Annotated in this window: 27 protein-coding genes; 13 read left to right on the forward strand and 14 right to left on the reverse strand. The window is 74.5% G+C overall.

The window, feature by feature from the left end; genetic code table 11:
- Positions 1-55 precede the first annotated feature (55 nt).
- Positions 56-1,009, forward strand: a complete 954-nt coding sequence (locus tag ACIBSW_RS34145; protein ID WP_354728027.1) for a helix-turn-helix domain-containing protein — start codon at positions 56-58, stop codon at positions 1,007-1,009.
- Here ACIBSW_RS34145 and ACIBSW_RS34150 read toward each other — a convergent pair.
- Complete coding sequence (locus tag ACIBSW_RS34150) at positions 976-1,827, reverse strand: metallophosphoesterase (protein WP_354728029.1); 852 nt, start codon at positions 1,825-1,827, stop codon at positions 976-978. The two genes, ACIBSW_RS34145 and ACIBSW_RS34150, sit on opposite strands and share 34 nt — an antisense overlap.
- A gap of 83 nt (positions 1,828-1,910) precedes the next feature.
- Here ACIBSW_RS34150 and ACIBSW_RS34155 point away from each other — a divergent pair, with 83 nt between their 5' ends.
- The 4 genes from ACIBSW_RS34155 (at position 1,911) to ACIBSW_RS34170 (ending at position 5,792) form a co-directional block, all read left to right on the forward strand.
- The gene (locus tag ACIBSW_RS34155) at positions 1,911-2,219 is read left to right on the forward strand and encodes a hypothetical protein (RefSeq protein ID WP_184994060.1); all 309 of its coding nucleotides are present in this window, start codon (positions 1,911-1,913) and stop codon (positions 2,217-2,219) included.
- A gap of 89 nt (positions 2,220-2,308) precedes the next feature.
- The gene (locus tag ACIBSW_RS34160; protein ID WP_354728031.1) at positions 2,309-2,911 is read left to right on the forward strand and encodes a sigma-70 family RNA polymerase sigma factor; all 603 of its coding nucleotides are present in this window, start codon (positions 2,309-2,311) and stop codon (positions 2,909-2,911) included.
- Entirely contained in the window at positions 2,911-4,971 is a 2,061-nt protein-coding gene (locus tag ACIBSW_RS34165; RefSeq protein WP_354728033.1) for an EAL domain-containing protein, read from the forward strand. Before ACIBSW_RS34160 ends, ACIBSW_RS34165 begins: the two co-directional genes overlap by 1 nt.
- Before the next feature lie 29 nt (positions 4,972-5,000).
- Complete coding sequence (locus ACIBSW_RS34170; RefSeq protein WP_354728035.1) at positions 5,001-5,792, forward strand: SAM-dependent methyltransferase; 792 nt, start codon at positions 5,001-5,003, stop codon at positions 5,790-5,792.
- Position 5,793: 1 nt separating this feature from the next.
- On the opposite strand, the gene ACIBSW_RS34175 is transcribed toward ACIBSW_RS34170, so the two are convergent.
- A complete protein-coding gene (locus tag ACIBSW_RS34175; protein ID WP_354728037.1) occupies positions 5,794-6,846 on the reverse strand; it encodes an LLM class flavin-dependent oxidoreductase in 1,053 nt (350 codons plus the stop codon).
- A 139-nt stretch (positions 6,847-6,985) separates the two neighbouring features.
- Here ACIBSW_RS34175 and ACIBSW_RS34180 point away from each other — a divergent pair, with 139 nt between their 5' ends.
- From ACIBSW_RS34180 to ACIBSW_RS34190, 3 genes are read left to right on the forward strand one after another with little or no spacing between them, the layout of a single operon-like run.
- A complete protein-coding gene (locus ACIBSW_RS34180) occupies positions 6,986-7,723 on the forward strand; it encodes a hypothetical protein (protein WP_354728039.1) in 738 nt (245 codons plus the stop codon).
- Between the two features lie 14 nt (positions 7,724-7,737).
- Positions 7,738-8,982, forward strand: coding sequence for a primary-amine oxidase (locus tag ACIBSW_RS34185; protein WP_354728041.1), 1,245 nt, complete (start codon positions 7,738-7,740; stop codon positions 8,980-8,982).
- 13 nt (positions 8,983-8,995) lie between these two features.
- On the forward strand, positions 8,996-9,562 hold the full coding sequence (locus ACIBSW_RS34190) for a DUF305 domain-containing protein (RefSeq protein WP_354728043.1): 567 nt from the start codon (positions 8,996-8,998) through the stop codon (positions 9,560-9,562).
- Here ACIBSW_RS34190 and ACIBSW_RS34195 read toward each other — a convergent pair.
- The 3 genes from ACIBSW_RS34195 to ACIBSW_RS34205 all read right to left on the reverse strand — a co-directional run bounded on the left by ACIBSW_RS34195 (position 9,540) and on the right by ACIBSW_RS34205 (position 13,714).
- A complete protein-coding gene (locus ACIBSW_RS34195) occupies positions 9,540-11,777 on the reverse strand; it encodes an EAL domain-containing protein (RefSeq protein WP_354728045.1) in 2,238 nt (745 codons plus the stop codon). The genes ACIBSW_RS34190 and ACIBSW_RS34195 overlap by 23 nt on opposite strands.
- A 24-nt stretch (positions 11,778-11,801) precedes the next feature.
- Entirely contained in the window at positions 11,802-12,686 is an 885-nt protein-coding gene (locus tag ACIBSW_RS34200; RefSeq protein ID WP_354728047.1) for a SemiSWEET transporter, read from the reverse strand.
- Positions 12,687-12,832: 146 nt separating this feature from the next.
- The gene (locus tag ACIBSW_RS34205; RefSeq protein ID WP_404799542.1) at positions 12,833-13,714 is read right to left on the reverse strand and encodes a DMT family transporter; all 882 of its coding nucleotides are present in this window, start codon (positions 13,712-13,714) and stop codon (positions 12,833-12,835) included.
- Between the two features lie 59 nt (positions 13,715-13,773).
- On the opposite strand from ACIBSW_RS34205, the gene ACIBSW_RS34210 reads away from it, so the two are divergent.
- Both ACIBSW_RS34210 and ACIBSW_RS34215 read left to right on the forward strand, forming a co-directional pair.
- Entirely contained in the window at positions 13,774-15,216 is a 1,443-nt protein-coding gene (locus ACIBSW_RS34210; protein ID WP_354728051.1) for a PLP-dependent aminotransferase family protein, read from the forward strand.
- 88 nt (positions 15,217-15,304) lie between these two features.
- Positions 15,305-16,360 carry a diguanylate cyclase domain-containing protein gene (locus tag ACIBSW_RS34215; RefSeq protein WP_404799543.1) on the forward strand — a complete coding sequence of 352 codons (1,056 nt, stop codon included), beginning with the start codon at positions 15,305-15,307 and terminating at the stop codon, positions 16,358-16,360.
- On the opposite strand, the gene ACIBSW_RS34220 is transcribed toward ACIBSW_RS34215, so the two are convergent.
- The 9 genes from ACIBSW_RS34220 to ACIBSW_RS34260 are packed head-to-tail and all read right to left on the reverse strand — an operon-like array spanning position 16,341 to position 23,457.
- A complete protein-coding gene (locus ACIBSW_RS34220) occupies positions 16,341-17,126 on the reverse strand; it encodes an IclR family transcriptional regulator C-terminal domain-containing protein (protein WP_354721641.1) in 786 nt (261 codons plus the stop codon). The genes ACIBSW_RS34215 and ACIBSW_RS34220 overlap by 20 nt on opposite strands.
- A 16-nt stretch (positions 17,127-17,142) precedes the next feature.
- The gene (gene pcaC, locus ACIBSW_RS34225) at positions 17,143-17,523 is read right to left on the reverse strand and encodes a 4-carboxymuconolactone decarboxylase (protein ID WP_354721642.1); all 381 of its coding nucleotides are present in this window, start codon (positions 17,521-17,523) and stop codon (positions 17,143-17,145) included.
- The gene (gene pcaD, locus ACIBSW_RS34230; protein ID WP_354721643.1) at positions 17,516-18,274 is read right to left on the reverse strand and encodes a 3-oxoadipate enol-lactonase; all 759 of its coding nucleotides are present in this window, start codon (positions 18,272-18,274) and stop codon (positions 17,516-17,518) included. The genes pcaC and pcaD overlap by 8 nt, the downstream gene beginning before the upstream one ends.
- An 8-nt stretch (positions 18,275-18,282) precedes the next feature.
- Entirely contained in the window at positions 18,283-19,608 is a 1,326-nt protein-coding gene (pcaB, locus tag ACIBSW_RS34235; RefSeq protein WP_354721644.1) for a 3-carboxy-cis,cis-muconate cycloisomerase, read from the reverse strand.
- Positions 19,583-20,098 (reverse strand): protocatechuate 3,4-dioxygenase subunit alpha, encoded by a 516-nt coding sequence (pcaG, locus tag ACIBSW_RS34240; RefSeq protein ID WP_354721645.1) that lies wholly within the window; start codon positions 20,096-20,098, stop codon positions 19,583-19,585. Before pcaG ends, pcaB begins: the two co-directional genes overlap by 26 nt.
- A complete protein-coding gene (gene pcaH, locus ACIBSW_RS34245) occupies positions 20,095-20,766 on the reverse strand; it encodes a protocatechuate 3,4-dioxygenase subunit beta (protein WP_354721646.1) in 672 nt (223 codons plus the stop codon). The genes pcaG and pcaH overlap by 4 nt, the downstream gene beginning before the upstream one ends.
- Complete coding sequence (locus ACIBSW_RS34250) at positions 20,763-21,521, reverse strand: CoA-transferase (protein ID WP_354721647.1); 759 nt, start codon at positions 21,519-21,521, stop codon at positions 20,763-20,765. The genes pcaH and ACIBSW_RS34250 overlap by 4 nt, the downstream gene beginning before the upstream one ends.
- The gene (locus tag ACIBSW_RS34255) at positions 21,518-22,321 is read right to left on the reverse strand and encodes a CoA-transferase (protein ID WP_354721648.1); all 804 of its coding nucleotides are present in this window, start codon (positions 22,319-22,321) and stop codon (positions 21,518-21,520) included. The genes ACIBSW_RS34250 and ACIBSW_RS34255 overlap by 4 nt, the downstream gene beginning before the upstream one ends.
- Entirely contained in the window at positions 22,318-23,457 is a 1,140-nt protein-coding gene (locus ACIBSW_RS34260; protein WP_354721649.1) for a 4-hydroxybenzoate 3-monooxygenase, read from the reverse strand. The genes ACIBSW_RS34255 and ACIBSW_RS34260 overlap by 4 nt, the downstream gene beginning before the upstream one ends.
- A gap of 140 nt (positions 23,458-23,597) precedes the next feature.
- Between ACIBSW_RS34260 and ACIBSW_RS34265 the strand changes: the two genes are divergently transcribed.
- The 3 genes from ACIBSW_RS34265 to ACIBSW_RS34275 are packed head-to-tail and all read left to right on the forward strand — an operon-like array spanning position 23,598 to position 26,186.
- The gene (locus ACIBSW_RS34265; protein ID WP_354721650.1) at positions 23,598-24,560 is read left to right on the forward strand and encodes an ABC transporter substrate-binding protein; all 963 of its coding nucleotides are present in this window, start codon (positions 23,598-23,600) and stop codon (positions 24,558-24,560) included.
- The gene (locus tag ACIBSW_RS34270) at positions 24,557-25,363 is read left to right on the forward strand and encodes an ABC transporter permease subunit (protein WP_354721651.1); all 807 of its coding nucleotides are present in this window, start codon (positions 24,557-24,559) and stop codon (positions 25,361-25,363) included. The genes ACIBSW_RS34265 and ACIBSW_RS34270 overlap by 4 nt, the downstream gene beginning before the upstream one ends.
- A gap of 55 nt (positions 25,364-25,418) precedes the next feature.
- Positions 25,419-26,186: an ABC transporter permease gene (locus ACIBSW_RS34275; protein ID WP_354721652.1), complete on the forward strand. Its 768-nt coding sequence runs from the start codon at positions 25,419-25,421 to the stop codon at positions 26,184-26,186.
- The last annotated feature ends 14 nt before the right edge of the window (positions 26,187-26,200 follow it).

Consider the following 26,200-nt stretch of genomic DNA (forward strand, 5'->3'; position numbering starts at 1 on the left):
GGCAGAGATGCCATACATCTTCAAAATCCTGCCAGTTCGTCGTAGGCTGGCGGACATGCTGAACAGCGTCGCCGTCATCGTCATGCCAGAGGTCGCCGTGTTCGAGCTCGGCGTGCTCTGCGAGCTGTTCGGCTACGACCGCACCGCGGAGGGGCTGCCGGCGTACGAGTTCGCCGTGTGCAGCGCGGACGGCGCCGCCGTGCGTACCCATGCGGGCTTCTCGATCTCCCCCAGCCACGACCTGGCGCCGGCCGAGGCGGCCGACCTGGTCGCGGTCGTGCCGAGCAACGCCGAGCTGGAGCCGCCCGCGGCCGTCCTCGACGTGCTGCGCCGCGCGCATGCCCGGGGCGCGTGGGTGATGAGCGTCTGCACCGGCGCGTTCGCGCTCGGCGCGGCCGGCCTGCTCGACGACCGCCGCTGCACTACGCACTGGCGGCACACCGACGCCCTCGCGGCCCGGTTCCCGGCCGCGAAGGTCGACCCGAACGTGCTCTACGTCGCCGACGGCAACCTCATCACCAGCGCGGGCACCTCCGCCGCCGTCGACTGCGGACTGCACCTGATCCGCGAGGAGCAGGGCTCCGCCGTGGCCACCCAGCTCGCCCGGCGGATGGTCGTCCCGCCGCACCGCGAGGGCGGCCAGGCGCAGTTCATCGAGCGGGCGGTGCCGCCGATCGAGTGCGAGACGCTGCAGCCGCTGCTGGCCGAGGTCCTGCAGAGCCTCGACCGCCCGCACACGGTGGACACCCTGGCCCTGCGCGCGCACATGGCGCCGCGCACGTTCGCCCGCCGGTTCCGGGCCGAGACCGGCGCGACGCCGCACGACTGGCTGACCGGCCAGCGGGTGCTGCTCGCCCGGCGCCTGCTCGAGGACTCCGACCTGGGCGTCGACGCGATCGCCGTGCGCGCCGGCTTCGGCAGCGCCGCCACCATGCGGCACCACTTCGGACACCGGCTGCACACCACGCCGCAGGCCTACCGGTCGGTGTTCCGCAACCGGACCGCCTGACCGAGGATCGGCCTCGGCAGCGCGGGCGGCTCCGGCCGGGCGCCCCACTCGCGCGGGTAGCCCAGCGAGACCTCCTCGAAGCGCACGCCGTCCTGCCAGGTGGTGCGGGGGATGTGCAGGTGGCCGTAGACCGCGGCGGCGGCCCGGAAACGCAGGTGCCAGTCGGCGGTGAGCTCGGTGCCGCACCACTGCGCGAACTCCGGGTACCAGAGGACCTCGGTCGGGTGCCGGTGCAGCGGCCAGTGCGAGACCAGCACGGTGGGCAGCTCCGGATCGATCGCGGCCAGCCGCCGCTCGGTCGCCGCGACGCGGTCCCGGCACCAGGACTCCCGATCCGGGTACGGGTCGGGATGCAGCAGCCGCTCGTCGGTGCAGACCACCCCGGTCCGGTACGCGTACGCCAGCGACTCCTCTTTCGTGGTGGTGCCGGGAGCCCGGAACGAGTAGTCGTACAGCAGGAACAGCGGCACGACCGCCGCCGGGCCGCCCGCGCCGCGCCAGACGGCGTAGTCGTCCTCGGGGGTGAGCACGTCGATCTCCCGGCACATCTCGACCAGCCGGTCGTAGCGCCGCGCGCCGCGCAGCTGGACCGGATCGTCGCGGTGCGTCCACAGCTCGTGGTTGCCGGGCGCCCAGATCACCTTGGCGAAGCGCCCGCGCAGCAGCCGCAGCGTCGCCTCGACGGAGCCGAGCAGCTCGCCGACGTCACCGGCGACGATCAGCCAGTCGTCGGGCGAGGCGGGGTGCAGGGCGTCGACGATGCGGCGGTTCTCGGCGTAGGAGACGTGCAGGTCGCTGACCGCGTACAGGGTGGACATCGGTCCTGAGCATGCCAGGCCGTGTCCGGCGCCGCCGGGGGTGGCGCCGGTCGTTACTATCTCCCGGTCGGAAGGTGGGAGAAGTGACGGAAGACCCGACGCGGTCGTTGCGGTGGTTCGGCGGGTTCGCCGTGCTGGTCTTCGGCATCGTGCCGGCGGTGATGCTCAGCATGCTCGTCGCGCAGGGCCGCACGCCCGGCTCGGTCGGCGTCCTGCTCATCTTCGGCATCCCGCTCGTGCTGCTCGGCCTGTTCATCGCCGTGCTCGGCATGCGGGGCGGCCCGGACCCGGAGCTGACCAGCCGCCGGATGCACCTCTCGATGGCGCTGGTCGCCGGCGCGGACGTGCTGATGCTCGGCGGAAACGCCATCATCCGGATGATGGCGGAGTAACCCGAAAAGAATCTTGGCCGCCGGTGTCACGCCGAGGGGTTCCCCGAGACCTAACTTAGGTGGGAGCTCAACGGCGGACGGAGGCACCGGTGGTCGAAGCGGGCGACGTGGACGACTCGATTACGCCCGCACCGCCCCCGGGGGCCATCGCCGACCCGCCACCCGCCGCGGAGATCGAGGAGTTCTTCCGGCGTTACTGGGAGGGCCTGGTGCGCAGCCTGCTGCGCGAGGGCGCCAACCGCTGGGAGGCGCAGGACGCCGTCGCCGAGGCGATCCGTGAGGCGCTGCGCCGCTGGACGGAGCTGACCCACCCGGTCGCCTGGGTGCGCACCGCGGCCCGGTCGCACTGGCTCAAGCAGCGGCGCGGCGCCGGGCCGGCGGACGCGGAGGTGCTGGTCGCCGACGTCGCCGAGCTCGGCGAGGCGCAGGCCGACCCCGACCTGGTGGCCTACGAGCTGGCGGAGTGGTTCGCCGGGGTGCTCGCCCAGTTGCCGCCCGCCCGGCGGGAGGCGCTCGAGCTGTCCGCGGAGGGGCTGACCCCGGCCGAGATCGCCGGGCTGGTCGGCAAGACCCCGGAGGCCGTCCGCACGGCGCTCAAGCTCGGCCGCCGCCAGGCGGTGGCGATGTGGCGGCAGGCGCCCGAGCAGCGCCAGCAGTCGCCGGCCACGGAACCCGAGGCGGGGGAGCGCTGATGACGCACGACGACCACTCCGACGACGACACCACCTTGACCCACGCCATGATGATCGCCGCGCTCAACCAGATCCTCTGGGAGTGCGGCTACGACCCGGTCGCCGAGGACAAGGTGGAGCCGGCCGGCACCGGCGCCGCGGACCGGCTCATCGAGGACGCCCGGCAGCGCGCCGACGGGATCGTGGCCGCCGCGCTCGAGACCGCCGTGCAGTACACCGACGCGGCCCTCGACCAGGCGGCCCAGATGGTGGCCAGCGCCCGGCGCGCGCTCCCGCCCGGCGCGGCCGCGCCGGTCGAGCTGGCGCCGATGCCCGCCGCCGCGCCCGTCGGCAGCACCGTCGGCGCCGCCTGGTTCGCCGCCGCCAAGGCGGCCGGGGTCTACCTGCCGATCGCCGACCAGGTGGCGGTGCAGACCCTCGACCTGTTCGCGGCCTGCCTCTACGACGCGGCACACGCCGTCCCGCCCGACCTGGAGGCCGCCTACCGGGTCGGCGTCGAGCTGGTCGCCCTCGGCGTCAGCCGCCACGAGGCGCTACCCGCCACCATGGGCGTCGTCCTCGACCACGTCGGCGACGGCGAGGTCATCCGCCGCCCGGCCCGGCAGGTCGCCGGCGCGTTCGCCGCCGGCTTCGCCGCCGCGCTGCAGGCCCGCACGCTGGCGCAGCAGGAGTCGCTGCACCGGGCCGCGCAGCGCGCCACCCGCGAGTTCCAGCTCGCCCTGCAGGACAGCGAGGCCCGGTACCGCCGGCTCGCCAACTACGACCCGGTCACCGGCCTGGCCAACAAGACCCGCCTGGTGCAGCGGCTGCGGCAGGCCGCCAACGGCGGTGACCCGGCCCGGCACGTCGGGCTCTGCCTCGTCGACGTCGGCGGCCACCCGGCCGTCTGCGAGCAGTTCGGTGCCGACGCCGGCGACCACGTGCTGACCGAGGTGGCCCGGCGGCTGCGGCAGGTCGCCCGGCATCCCGACTACCTGCTAGCCCGGCACGGCGGCCGCACCTTCGTGGTGCTGGTGCAGGACAGCGCCGGCCTCGCGCACCTCGCCGAGCTCGCGGAGCGCATCACGGCCGGGCTGGCCGAGCCGGCGTCGCTGCCCGGCACCGGCCTGACCGCGGCGCTGCGGGCCGCCGTCGGCGTCGTCGACGTGCCGACCGGCGGCCTCGACGTCGCCCGCGTCCTGGTGGACGCGGAGATCGCCCTGCGGCAGGCGCGGGCCGGCACGACCGGCTGGGCCAGCTACGACCCGCGGCCGGCGCGCCCCGGCCGGGCGCGGGCCGCGACCAGCGTCTCCGGCCTGGTCACCGGGCCGCCGTCGTACCAGCCCATCGTCGCGGTCGGCACCGGCCGGGTCGCCGGCCTGCACACCCGGATGGCCTGGCGGCACCCGCACCTGGGCACCCTCGACCTGAGCCGGATCGGGCAGCTCACCGGCGACCGGGACACCATCACCCGGCTCGCCGGCGGCCTGCTGCGGCAGGCCTGCCGGTCGGCGATGAGCTGGGACGGCGGGAAGAAGGGCCCGTTCATCGGCCTCGACCTGCCGGTGCACCAGATCGGCTACCCCGACATCGTCGAGCTGGTCCGCGAAGGGCTCGCCGACAGCGGCCTGCCGGCGAAGCGGCTGCACCTGCACCTGTCCGGGCTCGCCGCGGTGCCGGCCGGCACGCACAGCCATACCGTGCTGGCGGCGCTCGCCGCACTGGGCGTGCGGCTGATCCTCGACGACTTCGGCACGGGCAACAGCAGCATCGCCTACCTGCGGGACCTGCCGGTGCACGGCCTGCGCACCCCGGCGTCGCTGCTGCGAGGCTCGCCGGGCGGCCTCGACGCCGACCGCGAGCTGCTCGCCGGCATGGCCCGGGTGGCGCACGCGCTCGGCCTGACCCTGACCGTGCACGGCGTCGACGACGAGCGGGGCGCCGCCGCGCTGGCCGGCACGGGCTGCGACCGCGCGCAGGGCCTGCGCTTCGGCCCGCCGAGCACGCCGCACCAGGTGCCCGCGCTGCTGCGGCCGCCGGCGTTGCTCGTCGCCGTGCCCGACCGGCTGGTGGCGTCGTGACCGACCACAGTGGAGTAGGCTTCCCCGCCATGGTGAACGCGGACGCCGACTACTCCGGCCGCCCCAGCAGTGCCCGGATCTACGACGCCCTGCTCGGGGGCAACCACAACTTCGAGGTGGACCGCGAGGCCGCCAAGCGGCTGCTCTCGATGATCCCGGCCGCGGGCGAGATGGCCCGCGCCAATCGCGCGTTCCTCAACCGGGCCGTGCGGTTCCTGCTCGACGCGGGGGTGCGCCAGTTCCTCGACATCGGCAGCGGCATCCCGACGGTCGGCAACGTGCACGAGATCGCGCAGAGCCGGGAACCCGGCGCCCGGGTGGTCTACGTCGATATCGACCCGGTCGCGGTCGCGCACGCCGGCGAGATCCTGCGGGACAACCCCCTCGCCACGGCCGTGCAGGCCGACATGCGTTTCCCGCAGGCGATCCTCGAGCACGCCGAGGTGGGCAAGCTGATCGACCTGGACCGTCCGGTCGGGCTGCTGCTGGTGTCGATGCTGCACTTCGTGCCCGACGACGACGCGTTCGACGCCGTCGACCGGCTGCGGGAGGCGCTGCCGCCCGGGTCTTACGTGGTGGTCTCGCACGGCGTCTCCGAGACACCCGCCGACGCGGCGGGCGCGGGCGTCGCGCAGCTCTATCAGCGTACGGACGTGTCGACGGCGACCGGCCGCAGCCGGGAGCAGATCATGCGCTTCTTCGGCGACGCGGAGCTGGTGCCGCCCGGCCTGGTCTGGGTGAACGAGTGGCCGGACGGCCCGCAGGACGGCGACGGGCCCGGCGAGATGGCCGTGGTCGCCGGGATCGGCCGCAAGCCGTAGCTCAGTCGCCGGGCTCGAGCAGGTCGGCCTCGAGCAGCTCGCGGACCCGGGGGATCACCTCGGTGCCGTAGAGGCGGATCGCTGTCATCATCGCCTCGTGCGGCAGCGTGCCCGCCGAGTACTTGAGGTCGAAGCGCTGCGCGTCGAGCACGGTGAGCGTACGGGCGATCTTGCGGGCGACCGTCTCCGGCGAGCCGACGTGCCAGGCGCCCTGTGCGATGTCCGCCTCGAAGGCCTCGCGGGTCAGCGGCGGCCAGCCGCGCTCCGCGCCGATCCGCGTCATCACCGCCCGCGCGTGCGGCCACAGCGTCTCGATCGCCTCGGAATCGGTGGCGGCGACGAAGCCCGGCGCGTGCACGGCGATCGGCAGCTGCTCGCGCTCGTACTGGTCCAGCGCCCGGTGGTACAGCTCGACGTAGGGCGCGAAGCGGGCCGGGTCGCCGCCGATGACGGCCAGCACCAGCGGGAACCCGTGGCGGGCCGCGCGGACCACCGACTCGGGGGTGCCGCCGACGCCGATCCAGGCGGGGATGCGGCCGGACTCGGTCTTCGGATAGACGTGCTGCTCGGTCAGCGGCGCCCGGACGGTGCCGAGCCAGGTCACCGCGTCCTCGGTGAGCAGCTCCGCCATCAGGCCGACCTTCTCCGCGAAGAGCCGGTCGTAGTCGGCGAGGTCGTAGCCGAACAGCGGGAACGACTCGGTGAAGGAGCCGCGGCCCAGGGTGAGCTCGGCCCGGCCCTGGGAGACCGCGTCCAGGGTGGCGAAGCGCTCGAAGACGCGGACCGGGTCGTCGGAGCTCAGGACCGTCACCGCGGTGCCCAGCCGGATCCGCCGGGTGCGGGCGGCGATCGCGGCGAGCACGATCTCCGGCGCCGACACGGCGTAGTCGTCGCGGTGGTGCTCGCCGATGCCGAAGGCGTCCACCCCTACCTCGTCGGCGAGCACGGCCTGCTCGACGACGTCGCGGATGACCTGCGCGTACGGCAGCGGCGTTCCGTCCGGCCCGGCGGTGACGTCGCCGAAGGTGTCCAGTCCGAATTCCACGGGCAGCATGACGTCGATCATGCCGGGCCGCCGTGGCCCCCTTTCGGGCGGCATCTTGTTTCGGCGTGGATCTGGGCATTGAATGGTAAGCATCGGTAATCGGGCGTTATCGGGGCAAACCTCACTTCGATCTCACGGGGGCGGAGTCGTGGCAGGAAGATCGGCATCGGCGCGGCTGTTCGTCGCGGCGGCAACGGCGCTGGCCGCGTTCGGCGTGGTCGAGTGGCAGGCGAACGCGGCGCCGCCGGGGCCCGGCGCCCCGCCGGCCGCGGCGACCGCCGAGCCGGCGCGGGTCACCGACCCGAGCACGCCGCCCGAGCCCGCGGCCGGCACGGGCGGCGACCCGCTCACCACCGCCGAACTCGCGCGAGCGCGCGCGGTCGCGCTGACGCCGAGGCTCGCGGCCGGCGCGCGGGACGTCACCGGCGCCGCCGGCCCCGAGTACCTGTCGGCCGAGACGGCCGCCGACGGCGCGACCCGCCAGGCCGAGGTCTACTACTACGACTACCGGGCCGACCGGCTCGTCAAGCAGGTCGTCGACCTCGCCGGCGGCAAGGTCACCGGCTCGTACGCGGCCGCCGGGATGCAGCCGCCCGCGTCGCGCCGCGAGGTCGACGCCGCGCTCGGCCTCCTGCTCGCCGGGCCGTTCGCCGCCGACCTGCGCGAGCGCTACGCCGCGGCGACCGGGCGCGCGTACGCCGGCGCGGGCGACGTCGTCGTCACCGCGCACGTCTACCGGGCCCGCCCCGCCGACACCACCGGCGCCCGCCAGTGCGGCGCCCACCGCTGCCTGCAACTGGTCGTGCAGGCAGCGGACGGCCCGTTCATCGACCTCGACCACCTCATCTTCGACCTTTCCGGGCGCTCGGTCGCCCGGCTGAGCTGACGGGGGACCCGGCGATGAGAACCATCGGAGCCGCCGCCGCGGCCGTCCTGATCCTCGCCGGCGGACTCGTCGCGGCCCCGCCGGCGCCGGCCGCGGCGCGGTGCGCGGCCGCGACCACGGTCCGGGAGACGCTGCCCAACGGCACCACCTGGCAGCTCTGCTGGCGCATGCACCGCCAGACCGGGCTGGTCCTGGAGGACGTGCGGATCTCCTCCCGGCACCACCCGGAGCCGGTCCGCGTCCTGCGGTCGATGACCCTGGCCCAGCTCAACGTGCCGTACGACTCCGGGGTGATCGAGTACAACGACATCACCGACTACGGCTTCGGCGGCGACTACCTGCAGACCCTGGGCGGCGAGGACTGCGCGGGCGGTTCCGCCCGGGTCGGCTCCGACGGCGGCGCCGAGCCGCGGCGCCGCAAGGTGCTCTGCGTGAGCGCGGAGGCGTCCGGGCCCGCCTACCGCCTGCGCAACGAGCGGGAGCCGGCGAAGCCGTACGCCGAGCAGGGCCACGACCTGGTGCTGCGCGCGGTCAGCAAGGTCGACTCCTACGAGTACGTCACCGAGTACCGCCTGCACGACGACGGCGAGATCTCGGCGCGCCTCGGCGCGACCGGCGACCTGTCGCCGCAGGGCTACGGCTCCGCCGACGACGGCTGGCCGGTCGGCAAGCGCGCCCGCGACTTCGCGACCAGCCACTTCCACAGCGCCTTCTGGCGGGTCGACTTCGACCTGGCCGGCCGCGGCGGTGAGCGGGTCGAGCAGTACGACACCAAGGTGTCCGGCCGGGGGAAGAAGGTCGCTACGCTCCGGACCAGCCGCAAGGTCATCGCCCGGGAGGGCAGCTTCTCGAAGGCGAACCGCCGCTGGTGGCGGGTCGTGAGCCGGACCGCGCGCAACGCCGACGGGCACCTCCGCTCGTACGAGCTGGTCACCGCCGCGAGCGAGGTGTACGAGGCGCACCCGGAGACCAGGCCGGACGTGACCTTCACCGAGCACCACGGCTGCGAGCGGTACGCGATGGACAACACCGACCCGCAGTGCGCCGGGCGCCGGTCCATCCTGGACTACGCGCGAAACGCCGAGACCATGACGGACCCGGTGATGTGGGTCCGGGTCGGCTTCCACCACGTGCCGCGCGACGAGGACCAGAGCCCGATGCCGGTGCACTGGCAGGGTTTCGACCTGGTGCCCCGGGACTTCACCGAGATCAACCGGCTCGCGCCGGACGCGCGCGCCCGCGTCAACGGGCGGGACTGACGTGCGCGTACCCGTGACCCTGTTGCTCGTCCTGGCCGCCCTGACCGGCTGCGGTGCCGAGGCGCACCGGCCCGGACCGGTCGCGGGGCCGCGCGCGGTCGAGGTGCTGTTCGCCCGGATGATGGTCGCGCACCACGCGCAGGCGGTCCGGCTGAGCCGGATCCTGCTCGCGCGGACCGGGGTGCCCGAGCGGGTGCACCACATCGCCGGCTTCATCGCGCAGGACCAGCAGCGCGAGCTCGACGAGATCAACGCCTGGCTGGTCGCCTGGGGGCACCCGGCCGCCGACCCGGCCGACCCGGCCGCGCGGCGGATGCACGGCGGGGACGCCGCGGCGCACGGCATGCTGACCGAGGACCAGGTGCGCGAGGTCGGGTCCGCGGCGCCCGCGGCGGCGGCCCGGTCGTTCCTGCGGCAGATGATCGCGCACCACGCGGGCGCGATCATCATGGCCCGCTCGGTGCTGGAGGCCGGCCGGAACCGTTACATCCGGGCCCTGGCGGCGCACATCGTCAACGAGCAGACGGCGGAGAACGACGCCATGCGCGCCCTGCTGGCTAAGCCGCCGCCTCCAGGGTGACCGGGCGCGCCGGGGTGAGCATGCGGTGGAAGTCGTCGGCGGTGACCGGCGGGCTGAAGAAGTAGCCCTGGATGGCCGGGCATTCGGCGGCCCGCAGCGCCTCCCAGTCCGCCAGGTCCTCGACGCCCTCGGCGACCACCGACATGCCCAGCGAGTGCGCCAGCCAGAGCACGGCGGAGATGATCGACGCCTTGCGGGTGTCGTCGGCCAGGCCGGCGACGAACGAGCGGTCCAGCTTCACGATGTCCGCGGGCACGGACTGCAGCCAGGTCAGCGAGCTGTACCCGGTGCCGAAATCGTCGAGGGCGATGCGTACGCCGAGCGCCTTGATGGCGTGCAGCCGGTTCCGCAGGTCGAGGGAGTTGGACAGCAGCGCCGTCTCGGTGATCTCCAGGACCAGCCGCGACGGGTCGTCGAGGCCGCTCGCGGAGAGCATCCGGGCGAGCCTCGGGACGAAGTCCGGCTCGGACAGCTGCCGCGGGCTGACGTTGACCGAGACGTAGCCCAGCTCGTGGCGCCACCGGCGCAGGTGGCGCAGCGCCGACCCGAGCACGTGCTCGCCGAGCGGCACCACCAGCCCGGTCTCCTCGGCGGCCGAGATGAAGTGGCCCGGCGCGAGCAGCTCGCCCTCGGTGGTCCACATCCGGACCAGGGCCTCGGCGCCGACGATGAGGCCGGTGGCGGGCGAGACGATGGGCTGGAACCAGACCGGCAGGGTCGCCACCCGGTCGCCGTCCAGCGCCTGGCGCAGCCGGGACTCCGCGGTGATGCGCTGCTGCACGGCGACCCGCATCTCGTCGTTGAAGAGCTCCAGGCGGTTGCCGCCGGCGCGCTTGGCCGCGTACATGGCGGTGTCGGCGGCCAGCACGGCCTGCTCCGCCTGCTCCGGCCGGTGCGCCTGGGCGAGGCCGATGCTCACCGCCAGCTGCAGGCGCCCGCCGGTGACCGGCAGCGGCTGCGCCAGCGACGCCAGCACCGCGCGGCCGGTCTCGCGGCCGGACTCGACCGGGCCGGGGTGGGCGACCACGAACTCGTCGCCGCCGAGCCGCGCGATCACCGAGCCGGGCGGCACGGTCAGCTCCAGCCGGGCGGCCAGTGCGCGCAGCACGTCGTCGCCGACGGAGTGACCGGAGCCGTCGTTGATCGCCTTGAACCGGTCCACGTCGAGGTAGAGCACGGACACCGGGCCGTCGCTCGCGCCGAGGAGCTGCACCAGGTCGACCTCGAACGCCGACCGCGACAGCAGCCCGGTCAGCGAGTCCTGCCGCACCTGGCGGCGCAGCGCGGCCTCGTGTTCCTGCTGCCGGGTGACGTCCAGGCAGTGCAGGAAGACGGACTGGATCCGGCCCTTGCGGTCGCGCAGGCCGTTGCTGTGCGTCTCGACCCACATCAGCGAGCCGTCGTCGTGGCGCCGGTACGCCTGGGTGACCGTGGTGGTGGCGCCGGGCGCGCCCATCAGCTGTTCGATGAGCCGGCCGGTCTGGTGGCCCTCCGGGGTGACCGGCAGGTCGGCCAGGGAGTAGCCCGGCGCGAGCTGCTCGGGCAGGCCGAGCCAGCCCCGGAACGCCGCGTTGACGCGCAGCAGCGCGCCGTCGGGCGCGACCATGGCCATCGGCACGGGTGTCTCGTCGAACGCCACGCTCAGCTGCGCCTGGCTCGCGGCGAGGCTGTCCTGTGCCCGTCGCTCCTCGGTCTCGGTCAGCCGCCAGGCCACCACCTGGAACGTCGCGGCCGCCAGCACGCCGAGGCCGTGCAGGACCGCCCAGAGCCAGGGGCGCGCCACGGCGCTGTGGTGGTCGTAGGTGCGCTCGCTGACCACGGCGCCGAAGACGGCGTGGTGCAGGGTGGTGCCGACCAGGAACACGCCGAACGGGGTCCAGTCGCGGTACAGCGCCAGCGCGGCGATGGCGATGAAGAACGAGAAGTGCGCCTCGGTCTGCCCGTCGGACATGGCGACGAAGCCGCCACATGCGACGGTCATGCCGACGGCGACGAAGATCGAGGGCAGCCGGCGCGGGCGCAGCAGCACCGCGCCGACCACGCACGGCAGGATCAGGGCGACGGTGAGCAGCCAGGCCGAGTCGAGCCGGTCCTGCGTGTAGCCGAAGACGGTGAGCGCGACCACGGCCGCCGCGAGCAGCAGGGTCAGCAGCCGATGGCGGCCGGCCCAGTCCTCGTCGCGCAGGCCACCGCCGGCCGGAAGCCAACCACGCATAGTCGAACTCCCGTCTCGCGAACCTTATTGGGCAGGATCGGCGTGCCTGGCACCGGCCTGAGCGAACGGGCGGTTGCCACCTGGTTGTGGCCGGACCGGCCGCCCGGGCGGCCGGACCAGGGTCCTCGGTGCGATGCGCGGGCGCCCCGTCGTGGCGGGACGGGACGGGCCGGCGAACGGGGCGGCCGGGTGGACGATGCGGGGCCCGGCCGTGTGCGGCCGGAGCGCGGGGGCGGCGGCCGGGCGCGGAGCCGTGCGGCCGGCGGTCGTCATGACCCAGCACACGACCAGGGCGGCGGCCAGGCCGACGGACGCGGAGAGCCAGACCGCCACCTGACCGGTGGCCACGCCGTACGCGCTCCAGCAGGCGGTGCAGGCCGCCGTGAGCCACCAGCGCAGCGGCGAGAGGCCCGCCAGGTCCTGGGTGCGGTCGCGCAGCAGCGACAGCGGCTGCGGCACCGCCGAGAGCGTCGCGGCGACCGCGAGCACCAGCCCGAGGGCCGTCGCCACCCGCTGGATTCCGAGGTCGGTCGTCGCGGCCAGCGCCGCGCTGAGCGCCACCGCGCCGAGCACCGCCGCCGCTCCGGCCGCTCCGGTCAGCAGCCGGCGCCCGGTACGCAGCTCACTCCGCTTGACCAGCAGTACCGCCAGGATCAACAGCCCGGCGAACCCGGTCACCGTGTTCGTGACCACCTGGACGGCCTGCTGGGTCAGCAGCCCGTAGACGATCCAGCCGACCGGCATCGCCACGCCCTGCCAGCAGGCGACCGCGCAGAGGCCGTTCGTGTGGCCCTTGGCGACCGTACGCCAGACCTGGGGCCAGAGGAGGGTCATGGACAGGGCGGCGCCGAGCCAGCCGAGAACAGCAGAGGAGAGCATGATCCGTTTCCGGTAGAGGGTGTGCGGCATCGGCCGGTCGATACCCGCGGCCACCTTCCCCATCGCCCCCTGCGCGGCCGGCCTGACCAGATCCCTCCGTGACGGGTGACACGGGCGGAAACCACCGTTTCGCACCCAAGTTCGGCGGGATCTCGCCGACGTTGTGGCAGCTCCGCTCAGTCGGCCGCGACCAGCGGAGCCGGGGCGGCGCGCAGGCCGATCACGAGGCCCGCCGACACCACGGCGATGCCCATCCAGACCCCCGCCCGCGGCGCGGGCCCGCCGAGCGCCACCCCGGCCAGCGCCGCCGCGATCGGGGCGATGCCGGTCAGCAGGCCGGCCCGGCCCGCGCCGAGCCGGGACACGCACGCGTACCAGAGCACGAACGCCACCGCCGTCACCGCGACCGCGAGATAGGCGCCGGCGAGCAGGTCCGTCCGGCTCAGCCGGGTTATCGCGGCCGGGCCCTCGTGCAGCGGGCCGAGCACCGCGAGCATCGCCACCGCCAGCCAGGTGGTGTGCACGGACACCCCGACCGGGCCGTGCCGTCCCAGCACCGGCACGGCGAGCAGCGTGAACGCGGCCTCGCAGCCGAACGCCACCGCCGCCCAGGCCACACCGGTACCGTCCGTGCGGCCCAGGCCCTGAACCAGCACCGCGCCGAGGGTCACCACGAGCGCGCCCGCCAGGACCGTGCGGCGCGGGCCGTGGCCCGCAAGCTTCGGCCCGGCCGCCGCCAGCAGCAGCGGCACGCAGGCGACCGCCACACCGAGGACGGCCGGCTCGGCGTGCTTCGCGCCCTGCACCAGCGCCAGGTTGAAGACGACCAGGCCGGTCGCGGCGATGCCGGCGAGCCAGAGCCACTCCGTGCCGCGGGGCCGGACCAGCCCGGACCGGCTGAGCCGGGCGAACGCGATCAGCAGCAGGCAGGCCAGTGCGTAGCGAACCGCCTGGGTGGTGAACAGGGGAGCGTCGGCGAGGACGCCGGAGACGGCGACGCTGCCGCCGACGCAGCACATGCCCGCCGAACCGGCGGCTACGGACAGTGATCGGGTCACGCAAACCATGCTCCGGGGCGATATGGTCCCTCGATAAGAACCAATCCGGGGACGGGGAGGTGGACCAAGTCGACTTCCTGGAGCTCTACGCCGGCGCCGCCCCGGCCAAGGGCGTCACCACCTGGCTGGTGGACGTGCTGCGTGCCGCGATCGCCGGCGGCAGCCTCCCGGCGGGTGCGCGGCTGCCCGCCACCCGGGTGCTCGCCGCCGAGCTCGGCCTCTCCCGCGGCGTGGTCGTCGAGGCCTACCAGCGGCTCACCGACGAGGGGCTGCTCAGCGGGCGTACCGGCGCCGGCACCGTGGTGATCGCGCCGGCGAGCGCGCCCCGCGGTGAGAGCCGCCCGCGGGACGCCTCGGGGATGCGGCTGCCGCTGCCGCCGTCGGCCGACATCGAGCTGGACCTGTCCCCGGGCGTGCCGGACCTGTCGGCCTTTCCCCGCGCTGCCTGGCTGCGCGCCGAGCGGATCGTGCTCGCGGGCGCCAGCAACGCCGACCTCGGCTACGGCGACCCGCGCGGCAGCCCGCGGCTGCGCGGCGAGCTCGCCGGCTGGCTCTCCCGGACCCGCGGCGTGCGGGCCACCGCCGACGATCTCATCGTCACCGGCGGGGTCGCGCAGGCCCTGGCGCTGCTGTCGCAGTCGCTGCGGTCACGGGGGGTCGCCGAGGTCGCGATCGAGGACCCCGGATCGCGCGGCACCCGCGAGGAGCTCGAGCACTGGGGGCTGCGGACCGTGCCGATCCCGGTCGACGAGCAGGGCATCCGGGTGGCCGAGCTCGACGCCGCCGGCGCGCGGACCGTGCTGCTCACCCCGGCGCATCAGTTCCCGACCGGGGTGGTGCTGAGCCCGGCCCGCCGCCGCGCGCTGCTGGACCGGCCCGGCGACCCCTCCGGCCTGATCATCGAGGACGACTACGACGCCGAGCACCGCTACGACCGCGCGCCGGTGGCCGCGCTGCAGGGCTCGGCCCCCGAGCGGGTCGCGTACGCCGGCAGCGTCTCCAAGTCGCTCGCGCCGGGCATGCGCCTGGGTTGGCTGATCGCGCCCCGCCGCCTGCACGCCGAGCTGGTCACCGCCAAGCACGCCAGCGACCTCGGCAACCCCGCCCTGCCGCAGCTGATCTTCGCGCACCTGCTCGCGGCCGGCGACTACGAGCGGCACCTGCGCACGGTCCGCCGCCGGCAGCGCGCCCGCCGCGACGCCCTGCTGAGCGGCCTGGCCGAGCACCTGCCCGCGGCCCGGGTCGAGGGCGTCGCCGCCGGGCTGCACCTGCTGATCACCTTGCCGGGCGCGGGCGACGACACCGAACTCGCGCGGCGGATCGAGCGCGCGGGCGTACGGGTGCATCCGCTCTCCTGGCACCGGCAGCTCGACGGGCCGCCGGGCCTGGTCCTCGGCTACGCCGCGCTGCCGCCGGACCGCCTGCAGGAGGCCGCCCGCCGCATCGGCGCCGCCCTGAGACGCGCGACACGCCCGGACCAGCGGCGGCGTTCTCCCACCTGAGCTGAGCTCGCGCGATCCAGGGGCTCCACGAGCTGTATGCGCATGCACTACGGTCGGTTGATCACGAAAGCGGTGAAGGGAGCCAGGTTTGACCCCCTCCGATCCGCAGTTGCAGGCCCTGCGGGCGCTGCACGCGGTCACCAAGCGCGTGCACGCCAGCCTCGACCTGACCGAGACCCTCGACGCGGTCGCGTGTGGAGTCGTCGAGGCGGCCGGTTTCGGCCTCGCGGCGGTCAACCTGGCCGAACCGAACGGCGACTACACCACCGTCGCGGTCGCCGGCAGCGACGACGTGCGCCGGGAGCTGCTCGGCAAGAGCGGCTCGGCGGAGAACTGGCGCGAGCTGTTCCGCCGGGCCGAGCGCTGGGGCTCGCTCTACTTCGTCGACCACCGCTTCGGGGTGCCGGAGGAGCTCTACGTCTGGGTGCCCGACATCGAGGCCAGCGACGACCCGGCGCGGTGGCACCCGCTGGACTGCCTCTTCGCGCCGCTGATGGCGCCGTCGGGGGAGTGGCTGGGCGTGCTCAGCGTCGACCTGCCGCGGGGCGGGCTGCGGCCCGGGCCGCAGCAGCAGGAGATCCTGGAGTTCTTCGCCGAGCACGCGGCCATCGCCATCCAGCACGCCCGCCTGCACTCCCGCCTCGAGCGCAGCCAGGCCGCGGCGGAGTACGCGGCGACCCACGACAGCCTCACCGGGCTGGCCAACCGCGCCCTGCTGATGTCCGGCATCGCCGCGCTGCCGGGGCTCGGCGCGCGGCAGGCCGGGGTGCTCGTGGTCGACCTGGACGGCTTCAAGAAGGTCAACGACGCGGCCGGCCACGAGGCGGGCGACGAGGTGCTGCGGATCGTGGCCGAGCGGCTGCGGCACCACCTGCGCGGCGCCGCCGTGCTCGCCCGGACCGGCGGCGACGAGTTCGTCGCGGTGCTGGCCGGCGACGACCTCGAGGCGCTGCTGCCGGCGACCGCGCAGCGGCTGCGCGCCGCGATCGCCGAGCCGATCTGCGGCGCCACCGGCGTGCACCGCGTCGGCGCCAGCATCGGCTACGCCATCGGCCGGGCCGGCGAGGACTTCTCCCGGCTCGTCGCGGCCGCCGACGCGGCGATGTACATCGAGAAGCGCCGCGCTAACGCCCCGGTGCCGTGATCCGCAGGTCGGCGGTGATCCGCTCCGCGACCGCCAGCAGCGGCGGCAGCAGGTCGGCCCGCATCGCGGCGACCGACGTGCGGCTGGCGTGCACGGAGACGTTCACGGCCGCGGTCACCGCACCGGAGCGGTCGCGCAGCGGTGCCGCCATCGACCGCAGCCCCTCCTCCAGCTCCTGGTCGACGATCGCGTAGCCCTGCTCGCGGATCCGCCCGAGCTCGGCCTCCAGCGCCTTGACCGACGCGACGGTGCGGCCGGTGAGCCGCTCCAGCCGGATCCGGTCGAGGTACGCGCCGACCTGGTCACCGGGCAGGTTGGCGATCAGCACCCGGCCCATCGACGTCGCGTACGCCGGGAACCGGGTGCCCACGTTGATCGCCACCGTCATGATCCGCCGGGTCGGCACCCGGGCCACGTAGACGATGTCGTCGCCGTCGAGCACCGACACCGACGACGACTCGTGCACCTCGGCGACGAGCCGCTCCAGGTGCGGCAGGGCCACCTCGGGCAGCGACAGGCTGGACAGGAACGAGTAGCCGAGCTCGAGCACCCGCGGCGTCAGCGAGAAGAGCCGCCCGTCGGTGCGCACGTAGCCGAGGTCGGCGAGGGTGAGCAGGAAGCGCCGGGCCGCGGCCCGGGTGAGGTCGCAGATGCGCGCGACCTCGCTGAGCGTCAGCTCGGAATGATGAGCGTCGAAGGCCCGGATGACGGCGAGCCCGCGCTCCAGCGACTGCACGAAGTGCGGCTCGCGGACCTGGTCTGTCATTGTCTGCACCATAGCGTCAGGCGGTGGCTTCGTCGTCGGCCAGGGCGCCCTGGGCGATCTTGAACGCGGCGTTGGCGGCGGGCACCCCGGCGTAGACGGCGGTGTGCAGCAGCACCTCGCCGATCTCGTCGGGCGTCAGGCCGTTGCGGCGGGCGGCGCGTACGTGCATGGCCAGCTCCTCGTGGCAGTGCAGCGCGGTCAGCACGGCCAGGGTGACGCAGCTGCGGGTGCGCCGGTCCAGGCCGTCGCGGGCCCAGACCGCGCCCCAGGCGTAGCGGGTGATGAAGTCCTGGAAGTCCGCGGTGAGCTCGGTGGTCGCGGCGATGGCGCGGTCGACGTGCGCGTCGCCGAGCACCTCGCGCCGCACCGCCATGCCGTCGGAGTGAACGTCACCCATCGAGCGCCTCCAGGATCAGTCGGTTCGCGGTATCGGCCTGCTCGAGGCTGGCCAGGTGCGCGGCGTCGGCCAGCACCTCGAGGCGGGCGCCGGGCACGGCCGCGGCGATCGCCGCACCGTGCGCGGGCGGCGTCGCCGGATCGTCGGCACCGGCGACCACCAGCGTCGGCGCGTGGATGCGGGGCAGGTCGGCGCGCAGGTCCATCTCCTCGATCGCGGCGCACGCGCCCGCGTACCCGATGGCGGGGGTGGCCGCGACCATGTCCCGCAGCCGGCCGGCCACCGCGGGGTGTTCCGCCGCGTAGCCGGGCGTCACCCAGCGGGCGACGACCGCGCCGGCGACCGCGGCGGTGCCCTCGGCCCGGACCAGCGCGGCCCGCTCGGCCCACGCCGAGGCCGGCCCGAGCAGGGCCGACGTGCAGAACAGGATGAGCCGGTCGACCCGCTCGCCCGCGTGCGCGGCGAGCCACATGGCGGTCATGCCGCCGAGCGACAGCCCGCAGACGTGGGCCCGCCCGACGCCGAGGCGGTCCAGCAGGTCGAGCGCGTCGCGCCCGAGCTCGGCGAGGGTGTAACGGCCCGGGGGTACGGGCGAGCGCCCGTGCCCGCGTGCGTCGTACCGGATGACCCGGAACCGCCCCGCCAGCGCGGGGATCTGCGGCTCCCACATGGACAGGTCCGCGCCGAGCGAGTTGATCAGGAGCAGCGCGGGCGCGTCCCGCGGCCCGTCCTCGCGGTGATGCACCGTCACGGCCGCGCTCATCGCGCCGCCGCCCGCAGCGCGCGGTCGATCAGGGCGCCGGCGCTGCCGACATAGCCGCCGGGATCGAGCAGCGCGGCCAGCCGGGCCGGGTCCAGGTGCGCGGTGATCTCGGGGTCGGCGGCCAGGTCGCCGCGGGCGGCCGCCGCGCGGACCACGGCGCTCGCCCGGTCGCCCAGCGCCGGCGCCAGCGCGGCGGCGACCCGCTCGGCAAGCAGCGCGCCGTGGGTGAGCTCGAGGTTGGCGCGCATCCGACCGGCGTCGACCCGCAGGCCGTCGAGCGCCGCGCGTAGCTGGAACGCGGCGGAGCCGGTGCAGGACAGCAGCGCGCGCAGCGGCAGCCACTCGGCGTGCCAGCCGCCGGCGGCGCGCTGGTGCTCGTGCGCCATGGTGGAGAGCAGGGTCGCCACCAGGCCGGGCGCCTGCGCCGCGGCGGCGCACGCGCTGATCGCCCGGATCGGGTTGTGCTTGTGCGGCAGGGTCGAGGAGCCGCCGTCGTCGCCGCCCTCGGCGACCTCGCCGACCTCGGTCTGCGCGTGCAGGACCAGGTCGCGGGCGACCTTGGCGATCGCGCCCGCCGCGGTGCCCAGGGCGGCGGCGAGCTCCGCGATCCGGGTCCGCTCGGTGTGCCAGGGCAGCTCCGGCTCGGCCAGGCCCAGCTCGGCGCTGTAGGCGGCCAGCATCGCGATGCCGGATTCCGGCGCGTACGCGGCGAGGGTGCCGGCCGCGCCGCCGAGCTGGGCCGCGAGACGGTGGTCGCGGACCTCGGCGAGCCGCCGGTGCGCGGTGTCCAGACCGGTCAGCCAGCCCGCGGCGATCAGGCCGAACGTGGTCGGCAGCGCCTGCTGCAGCAGCGTGCGGCCCGCGACGAGGGTGCCCCGGTGCTCCCGCGCCAGCGCAACCACCAGGCCGGTCGCGGCGCCCAGGTCGGCCAGCAGCGGCTCCAGCGCGCGCCGGGCGACCAGCATCGCGGCGGTGTCCACGATGTCCTGGCTGGTGGCTCCGCGGTGCACGAGGCCCGCGGCGTCGCCCGGCACGGCCGCGCGCAGCCGCGTGATCAGCGGGACGACCGGGTTGCCGGTGCCGGCGGCCTCGGCGCCCAGCTCGCCCGGGTCGACGACGAGTGCCGCGCAGGCCGCGGCGACGGCCTCGGCGTCGGCGTGCGACGCCAGCCCGGCCCGCGCCGCCGCCCGGGCCAGGGCCGCCTCGGCGTCGAGCAGGGCGCGCACCCAGGCGGCGTCGCCGACCTCGGCCCGGACGCCACCGGCGGCGAGCACGCCGTCGAAGAGCCCGGCGGGCTCAGACGGCGAAGAAGACGGTCTCATCGGGACCCTGCAGGGTGATGTCGAAGCGGTAGCCGTCGTCGGTCCGCGGCGCGACGAGGGTGGCGCGCCGCTGCTCGGGCACGGCCGCGAGCCCCGGGTCGGCCGCGTTCGCCGTGGGCTCGTCGGCGAAGTAGACGCGGGTCATCACCCGGTGCAGCAGCCCGCGGGCGAAGACGGTCACGTCGATGTGCGGCGCGTGCCCGGCGACCGCGCCGGGCTTGACGGTACGGATCGCGTACCGCCCGTCGTCGTCGGTCGGGCAGCGGCCGAAGCCGCGGAACCCCGCCGCGTGGAACTCGCCGCCCGGCCCGGCCTGCCACGTCTCCACCAGCGCGTCCGGTACCACCGCGCCGGCGCCGTCGCGGATCTCGCCGCGCAACCACACCGCGCCGGGCGCGTCGTCCGGCACCACCAGTGGACCCTCGTCCCAGGTCAGCCCGATCGACAGGTACGGGCCGACCGTCTGCGACGGCGTCTCGGGCTCGCTCACGGCGTCTCCATCGGGGTCGCGGCCGCCCCGGACAGCACGATGTCGAAGCGGTAGCCCAGCGCCCACGACTCGACCGTCGCCGACAGGTCGAAGCCCGAGACGAGCCGGTCCCGGGCGAACTCGGGCACCGAGTTGTAGATCGGGTCGTAGGCGAAGAGCGGGTCGTCGGGGAAGTACATCTGGGTGACCAGGCGCTGGGTGAACGCCCGCCCGAAGACCGAGAAGTGGATGTGCGCGGGCCGCCACGCGTTGGGATGGTTGCCCCACGGGTAGGCGCCCGGCTTCACCGTCACGAAGCGGTACCGGCCCTCGGCGTCGGTCATGGCCCGCCCGACCCCGGTGAAGTGCGGGTCCAGCGGCGCGTCGTGCCGGTCCCACCGGTGCCGGTAGCGGCCGGCCGCGTTGGCCTGCCACACCTCCAGCAGCGTGTCGCGGACCGGCCTGCCGTCCGCGTCGCGGACCTGCCCGTGCACCACGATCCGCTGGCCCTGCGCCTCGCCGTCCGGGCCGGCGGTCAGGTCCGCGTCGGCGGCCGCGACCGGGCCCTCGCCCAGTGCCGGGCCGGTCAGGTCGGCGAGCGAGTGCGCCAGCAGGATCGGCGCCTGCCGCGGCGCTCGCAGGACCGTCGAGGAGTAGCCGGGGGAGAGCAGCGGGGGGTGTGGATTCATGTCGTCTCCTGCGATCCGGTCAGCGCGCGCAGCGCGGTCAGCTCCGCCTCGCTCGGCGGTTCGGTGGTGGTCAGCGTGCCGGCGACCCGCAGCGGCCAGCCCGTCGCCGCGACGGCCTGCTCGGCGGTCACGCCCGGGTGCACCCGGGTGAGGGTCAGCTCCCGGTCGTCCGGGTCCGGCTCGAGCACGCCCAGGTCGGTGATCACCAGGACCGGCCCGCGCCCGCGCAGGCCGAGGCGTTCCCGGTCGCCCGGGCCCTTGCCGTGTCCGACGGAGGTGACGAAGTCGACCCGGTCGACGAACGTCCGGGCGCTCTGGCGCACCACGACGATGACCTCGCCGCAGGACGCGGCGATCTCGGGCGCGCCGCCGGCGCCGGGCAGCCGCACCCGGGGGTCGGCGTAGTCATCGCCGATCACCGTGGTGTTGATGTTGGCGTAGCGGTCGATCTGCGCGGCGCCGAGGAAGCCGATGCCGATCCGCCCGGGCTGCAGCCAGTAGTTGAACATCTCCGGGACGCTGACCACGGCGTCGGCGGTCTGCGCGAGCACGCCGTCGCCGATGGAGAGCGGCAGCCGGTCCGGCTTGGCGCCGATGGTGCCGGACTCGTAGACCAGGACCAGGTCCGGCGCGTGGGTGCGGCGGGCCAGGTTCGCGGCGGTGCTGGGCAGGCCGATGCCGACGAAGCAGCGGCTGTCGCCCCGCAGCGCCCGCGCCGCGGCGACGGTCATCATCTCGTCCGCACTCCACGTCATGCCATCACCCCCGCAAGCCACTCCTGGAACGACTGCCGGTCCCGGCTGATGGCGTCCCAGGCCTGGTAGTAGTCGTTGTCGCGGTCGCTGAAGCCCATCGCGTACGAGGGGTGCGCGCCGCCGGGCACCACCGAGACCCGGGTCAGCGCCCAGCCGGGCAGCACCACCGCGCCCGGCACCGGGGTCAGCTCGTCGACCAGCTCCTCGACCGTGACCAGGGAGCGCGCGGAGGCGAGCACGACCTCCTTGTGCACGCCGGTGATGCCCCAGTACTGCACGTTGCCGCGCCGGTCGGCGCGCTGCGCGTGCACGATGCCGACGTCCGGGTTGAGCGCCGGCACGGCGGTGAGCGTCTCGCCGGTGAACGGGCACCGGATCGGCGCGATGGTGGCCGTGTGCTCGCTCAGGTCGGTGCCGAGGTAGCCGCGCAGCACGGCGAACGGCAGCCCGGACGCGCCGGCCACGTAGCGGTTGGCCATCCCCGCGTGGCTGTGCTCCTCGATCTCCAGCGGCGCCGGCCAGGAGTTCTGCACGGCGTCGCGGAAGCGGTGCAGCGAGCCGACGCCGGGATTGCCGGCCCAGGAGAAGACCAGCCGGGCCGCGCAGCCGGCGCCGATGAGCTGGTCGTAGACGATGTCCGGGGTCATTCGCACCAGGGTCAGCCCGCGCCGGCCCTGCCGGATGATCTCCTGGCCGGCGGCGACCGGGATGAGGTGGGTGAAGCCCTCGAGGGCGACGGTGTCGCCGTCGTGGACGAGGTCGGCGACCGCCTCGGCGAGCGGGACGATGCGGGCGGTCAACGCGGCAGCCCGACGTAGTTCTCAGCGAGGGTGGTCGCCGCGGCCGTCGAGCCGGTCACGTACGCCAGCTCGGCGAGCTGCACCCGGTGACCGAACCGGTCGTCGCCGGCGTGGCGGTGCAGCATCGTGGTCATCCAGTTGGAGAAGCGCTGCACCTGCCACACCCGCTTCAGGCAGGTGTCCGAGTACGCGTCGAGCAGCCCGTCGTCGCCGTCGCGGTAGTGCGCCGTCAGCGCCTCGGCCAGCACCCGGACGTCGGCGACGGCCAGGTTGAGTCCCTTGGCGCCGGTCGGCGGGACGATGTGCGCCGCGTCGCCGGCCAGGAAGAGCCGGTCGTGCCGCATCGGCTCCACCACGATGCTGCGCATCGGCGTCACGCCCCGTTCCAGCACTTCGCCCTCCTCCAGCGGCAGCCCGAGCCGGGTACGCAGCTCGTCCCAGATCCGGGCGTCGGGCCAGTCGGCCAGGTCGGTGCCCGGCTCCACCTGCAGATACAGCCGCACTATGCCGGGCGTCCGCATGCTGTGCAGGGCGAAACCCCGTTCGTGGTACGCGTAGACCAGTTCCTGCGCGGCGGCGGGCGCGCGGGCCAGGATGCCCAGCCAGGCGTACGGGTGCACGCGCTCCGCGGCGGTCAGCGCCCCGGGCGGCGCGGCGGACCGGGCGACGCCGTGCGAGCCGTCGCAGCCGGCCACGAAGTCGCACTCCAGCCGCCGCTCCACCCCGTCCTGCTTGAAGGCGATCGCCGTGCCGTCGACGCCGGTGACCTCGGCCTCGAAGTGCAGCGGCCCGGCGGGTATCCGGGCGGCGATCAGGTCCTTCACGACCTCCTGCTGGCCGTACACGGTGATGGTCTTTCCGGTCAGCCCTTCGAGGTCGATGCGGTGGCCGGCGCCGTCGAACCGCAGCTCGATGCCGCGGTGCACCATGCCCTCGCGGCGCATCCGGGCGCCGACGCCGAGCTCGTCGAGCAGGTCGGCGGTGCCGTGCTCGAGGACACCCGCGCGAACCCGGCTCTCCACATAGGATCGGGAGCGGCGCTCCAGCACGACCGAGTCGATGCCCTGCCGCTCCAGCAGCCGGGCCAGCACCAGACCAGCCGGGCCGGCCCCCACGATGCCGACTTGGGTACGCACTTCCGACCTCCCGGGTTACTGATCGATCTCGATCGTTGACGCGGGCCACGGCCCGCGCCTACGTTCTCCATGAGAACTTACGTGCGGAGAGCGCACAACAACACCCCCATGATTTGCAGCTTCCAGTAGGAGGTCATGACATGCGCCGGTTCATCGCGGGGATGGCCGTGCTCGCCCTCGTCGCCGGCGGTGCGGGCTGCGGCTCGTCCGACGACGGCGACACCCCGGCCGACGGAGGGATCGCACAGGTCAAGGTCGGGGTCATCCCGATCGTCGACGTCGCGCCGATCTACCTCGGGCAGCAGAAGGGCTTCTTCAAGTCCCGCAACATCGAGCTGACCATGGAGAGCGGCCAGGGCGGCGCGGCCATCGTGCCCGGCGTGGTCAGCGGCCAGTTCCAGTTCGGCTTCAGCAACATGACGTCGCTGATGATCGCGCAGACCAAGAACGTGCCCGTCAAGGTCGTGGCCAACGGCGTCGCGTCGACGGGCGAGGCCGGCAAGGACTTCGGCGCCGTGGCGGTGCGCAAGGACAGCCCGATCACCAAGGCCGCCGACCTGGCCGGCAAGAAGATCGCCGTCAACACCCTGAAGAACATCGGCGACACCACGGTGCGCGAGTCGGTGCGCAAGGCCGGCGGCGATCCGAGCGGGATCAACTTCGTCGAGATGCCGCTGCCCAACATGCCGGCCGCCGTCGAGAACGGACAGGTCGACGCCGCCTGGGTGGTCGAGCCGTGGCTGTCGGTCGTGACCGCCGCGGGCGGCCGGGCCGTGGCGTGGAACTTCGTCGACGCCGCGCCGAACCTGACCGTGGCGGGGTACTTCGCCTCGACCAAGCTCATCGCCGACGACCCCGACCTGGTCAAGCGCTTCACCGAGGGCGTCAACGAGTCGCTCGCCTACGCCGACGCGCACCCCGACGAGGTGCGGGCCGTGCTGGCGTCGTACACGAAGATCGATCCGAAGGTCCGCGAGACGCTCACCCTGCCGAAGTGGCCTGCCGAGATCAACGAGCCGTCGGTGCAGACCCTCGCCGACCTGGGCGTCAAGGACGGCATCTTCGGCAGTGCGACCCCCGACCTGTCCAAGATTCTGCCGTGACCGCACCGGACGCGGCAGCGCCGCGGACGTTGGTGGGAGGCCGGGCGCTGCTCGGCCTCTCCGGCCTTGCCGGGCTGCTCGTGCTGGTCGAGGCGCTGCCCCGGACCGGCCTGGTCTCGGCGGACTACCTGCCGCCGACCAGCCGCATCCTCGCCGCGCTCGCCGACGAGGCGGCGACCGGCGCGTTCTGGGCCGCCGTCGGCGACACCCTGACCGCGTGGGCGGTCGGCCTGGCCATCGCGGTCGCGGCCGGGGTCGCCGTCGGCATCCTGATCGGAGCGGTGCCGGTGCTGCGCGCCGTCACCGCCTCGACTGTGGAGTTCCTGCGGCCGATCCCGTCGGTCGCGCTGATCCCGCTCGCCGTCCTGCTGTTCGGCTCGGACCTCGGCTCGAGCCTGCTGCTCGTCGTCTACGCGGCGTTCTGGCAGGTCCTGGTCCAGGTCCTGTACGGCGTGGCCGACGTCGACCCGGTCGCCGACGAGACCGCCCGCAGTTTCCGCCTCGGCGGCCTCGCCCGGGTGCGCCACGTGCTCTGGCCGACCGCGCTGCCGTACGTCTTCACCGGCGTCCGGCTCGCCGCCGCGGTCGCCCTGGTGCTCGCGGTCACCGCCGAGATGATCATCGGATCGCCGGGCCTCGGCTCGGTGATCGCGGTCGCGCAGACCTCCAACGCGATACCCACCATGTACGCCCTGATCGTGGTCACCGGCCTGCTCGGCGTCACGATCAACATCGGCGCCCGCGCCGCCGAGCGGCACTTCCTGTCCTGGCACCAGTCCGTACGCGGGGAGATACCGGCATGAGCGACTGCACCGAGCGCAGCGAGGGCCAGGAGGGCATGCCGAAGGTGAGCACAGCATGATCAAGCGGCTCCTGCTCGTCCTCGGGCTGCCGGTCGTTCTCTTTGCCGGCTGGTACGTGGCCAGCGCGAACAGCGAGAACTTCTACGCGCCGCCGCTGCGCCAGATCCTGGTCGCGTTCGCGGACACCTGGACGCCCGAGCGGCTGCGCACGGACGTGCTGCCCAGCCTGGCCCGGCTCGGCGCCGGCTACCTGCTGGCGGCCGTGCTCGGCATCGCGCTGGGCGTCGCGATCGGCATGAACCCGCGGCTGCGCGCCGCCTTCGAGCCCGTGCTGGAGTTCTTCCGGGCCATCCCGCCGCCGGTGCTGGTCCCGGTGATCATGCTCTTCGCCGGCATCGGCAACGGCATGAAGGTCATCGTGATCGTCACCGGCTGCGTCTGGCCGGTGCTGCTCAACACCGTGGAGGGCGTCCGGGCCATCGACGGCGTGCTCTCCGACACCACCCGCGCGTACGGCATCACCGGCGCGGCGCGGCTGCGGTACCTGGTGCTGCCCTCGGCGTCGCCGCAGATCTTCGCGGGGCTGCGCCAGGCGCTGTCCATCGCGATCATCCTGATGGTGATCAGCGAGATGTTCGCCGCGAGCAACGGCCTGGGCTTCACCATCGTGCAGTTCCAGCGCAGCTTCGCGATCCCGGAGATGTGGAGCGGCATCATCCTGCTCGGGCTCCTGGGCTTCCTGCTCGCGGAGTTGTTCCGGCTCGGCGAGCGTTACACACTTGCCTGGTATCACGGCCTGCGCGACGCGCAGCGCCGGTCGTGAGGAAGGACGACGCC

It is taken from the genome of Actinoplanes sp. NPDC049668 (assembly GCF_044465445.1).
In the GTDB taxonomy this organism is placed as follows: Bacteria; Actinomycetota; Actinomycetes; order Mycobacteriales; family Micromonosporaceae; genus Actinoplanes.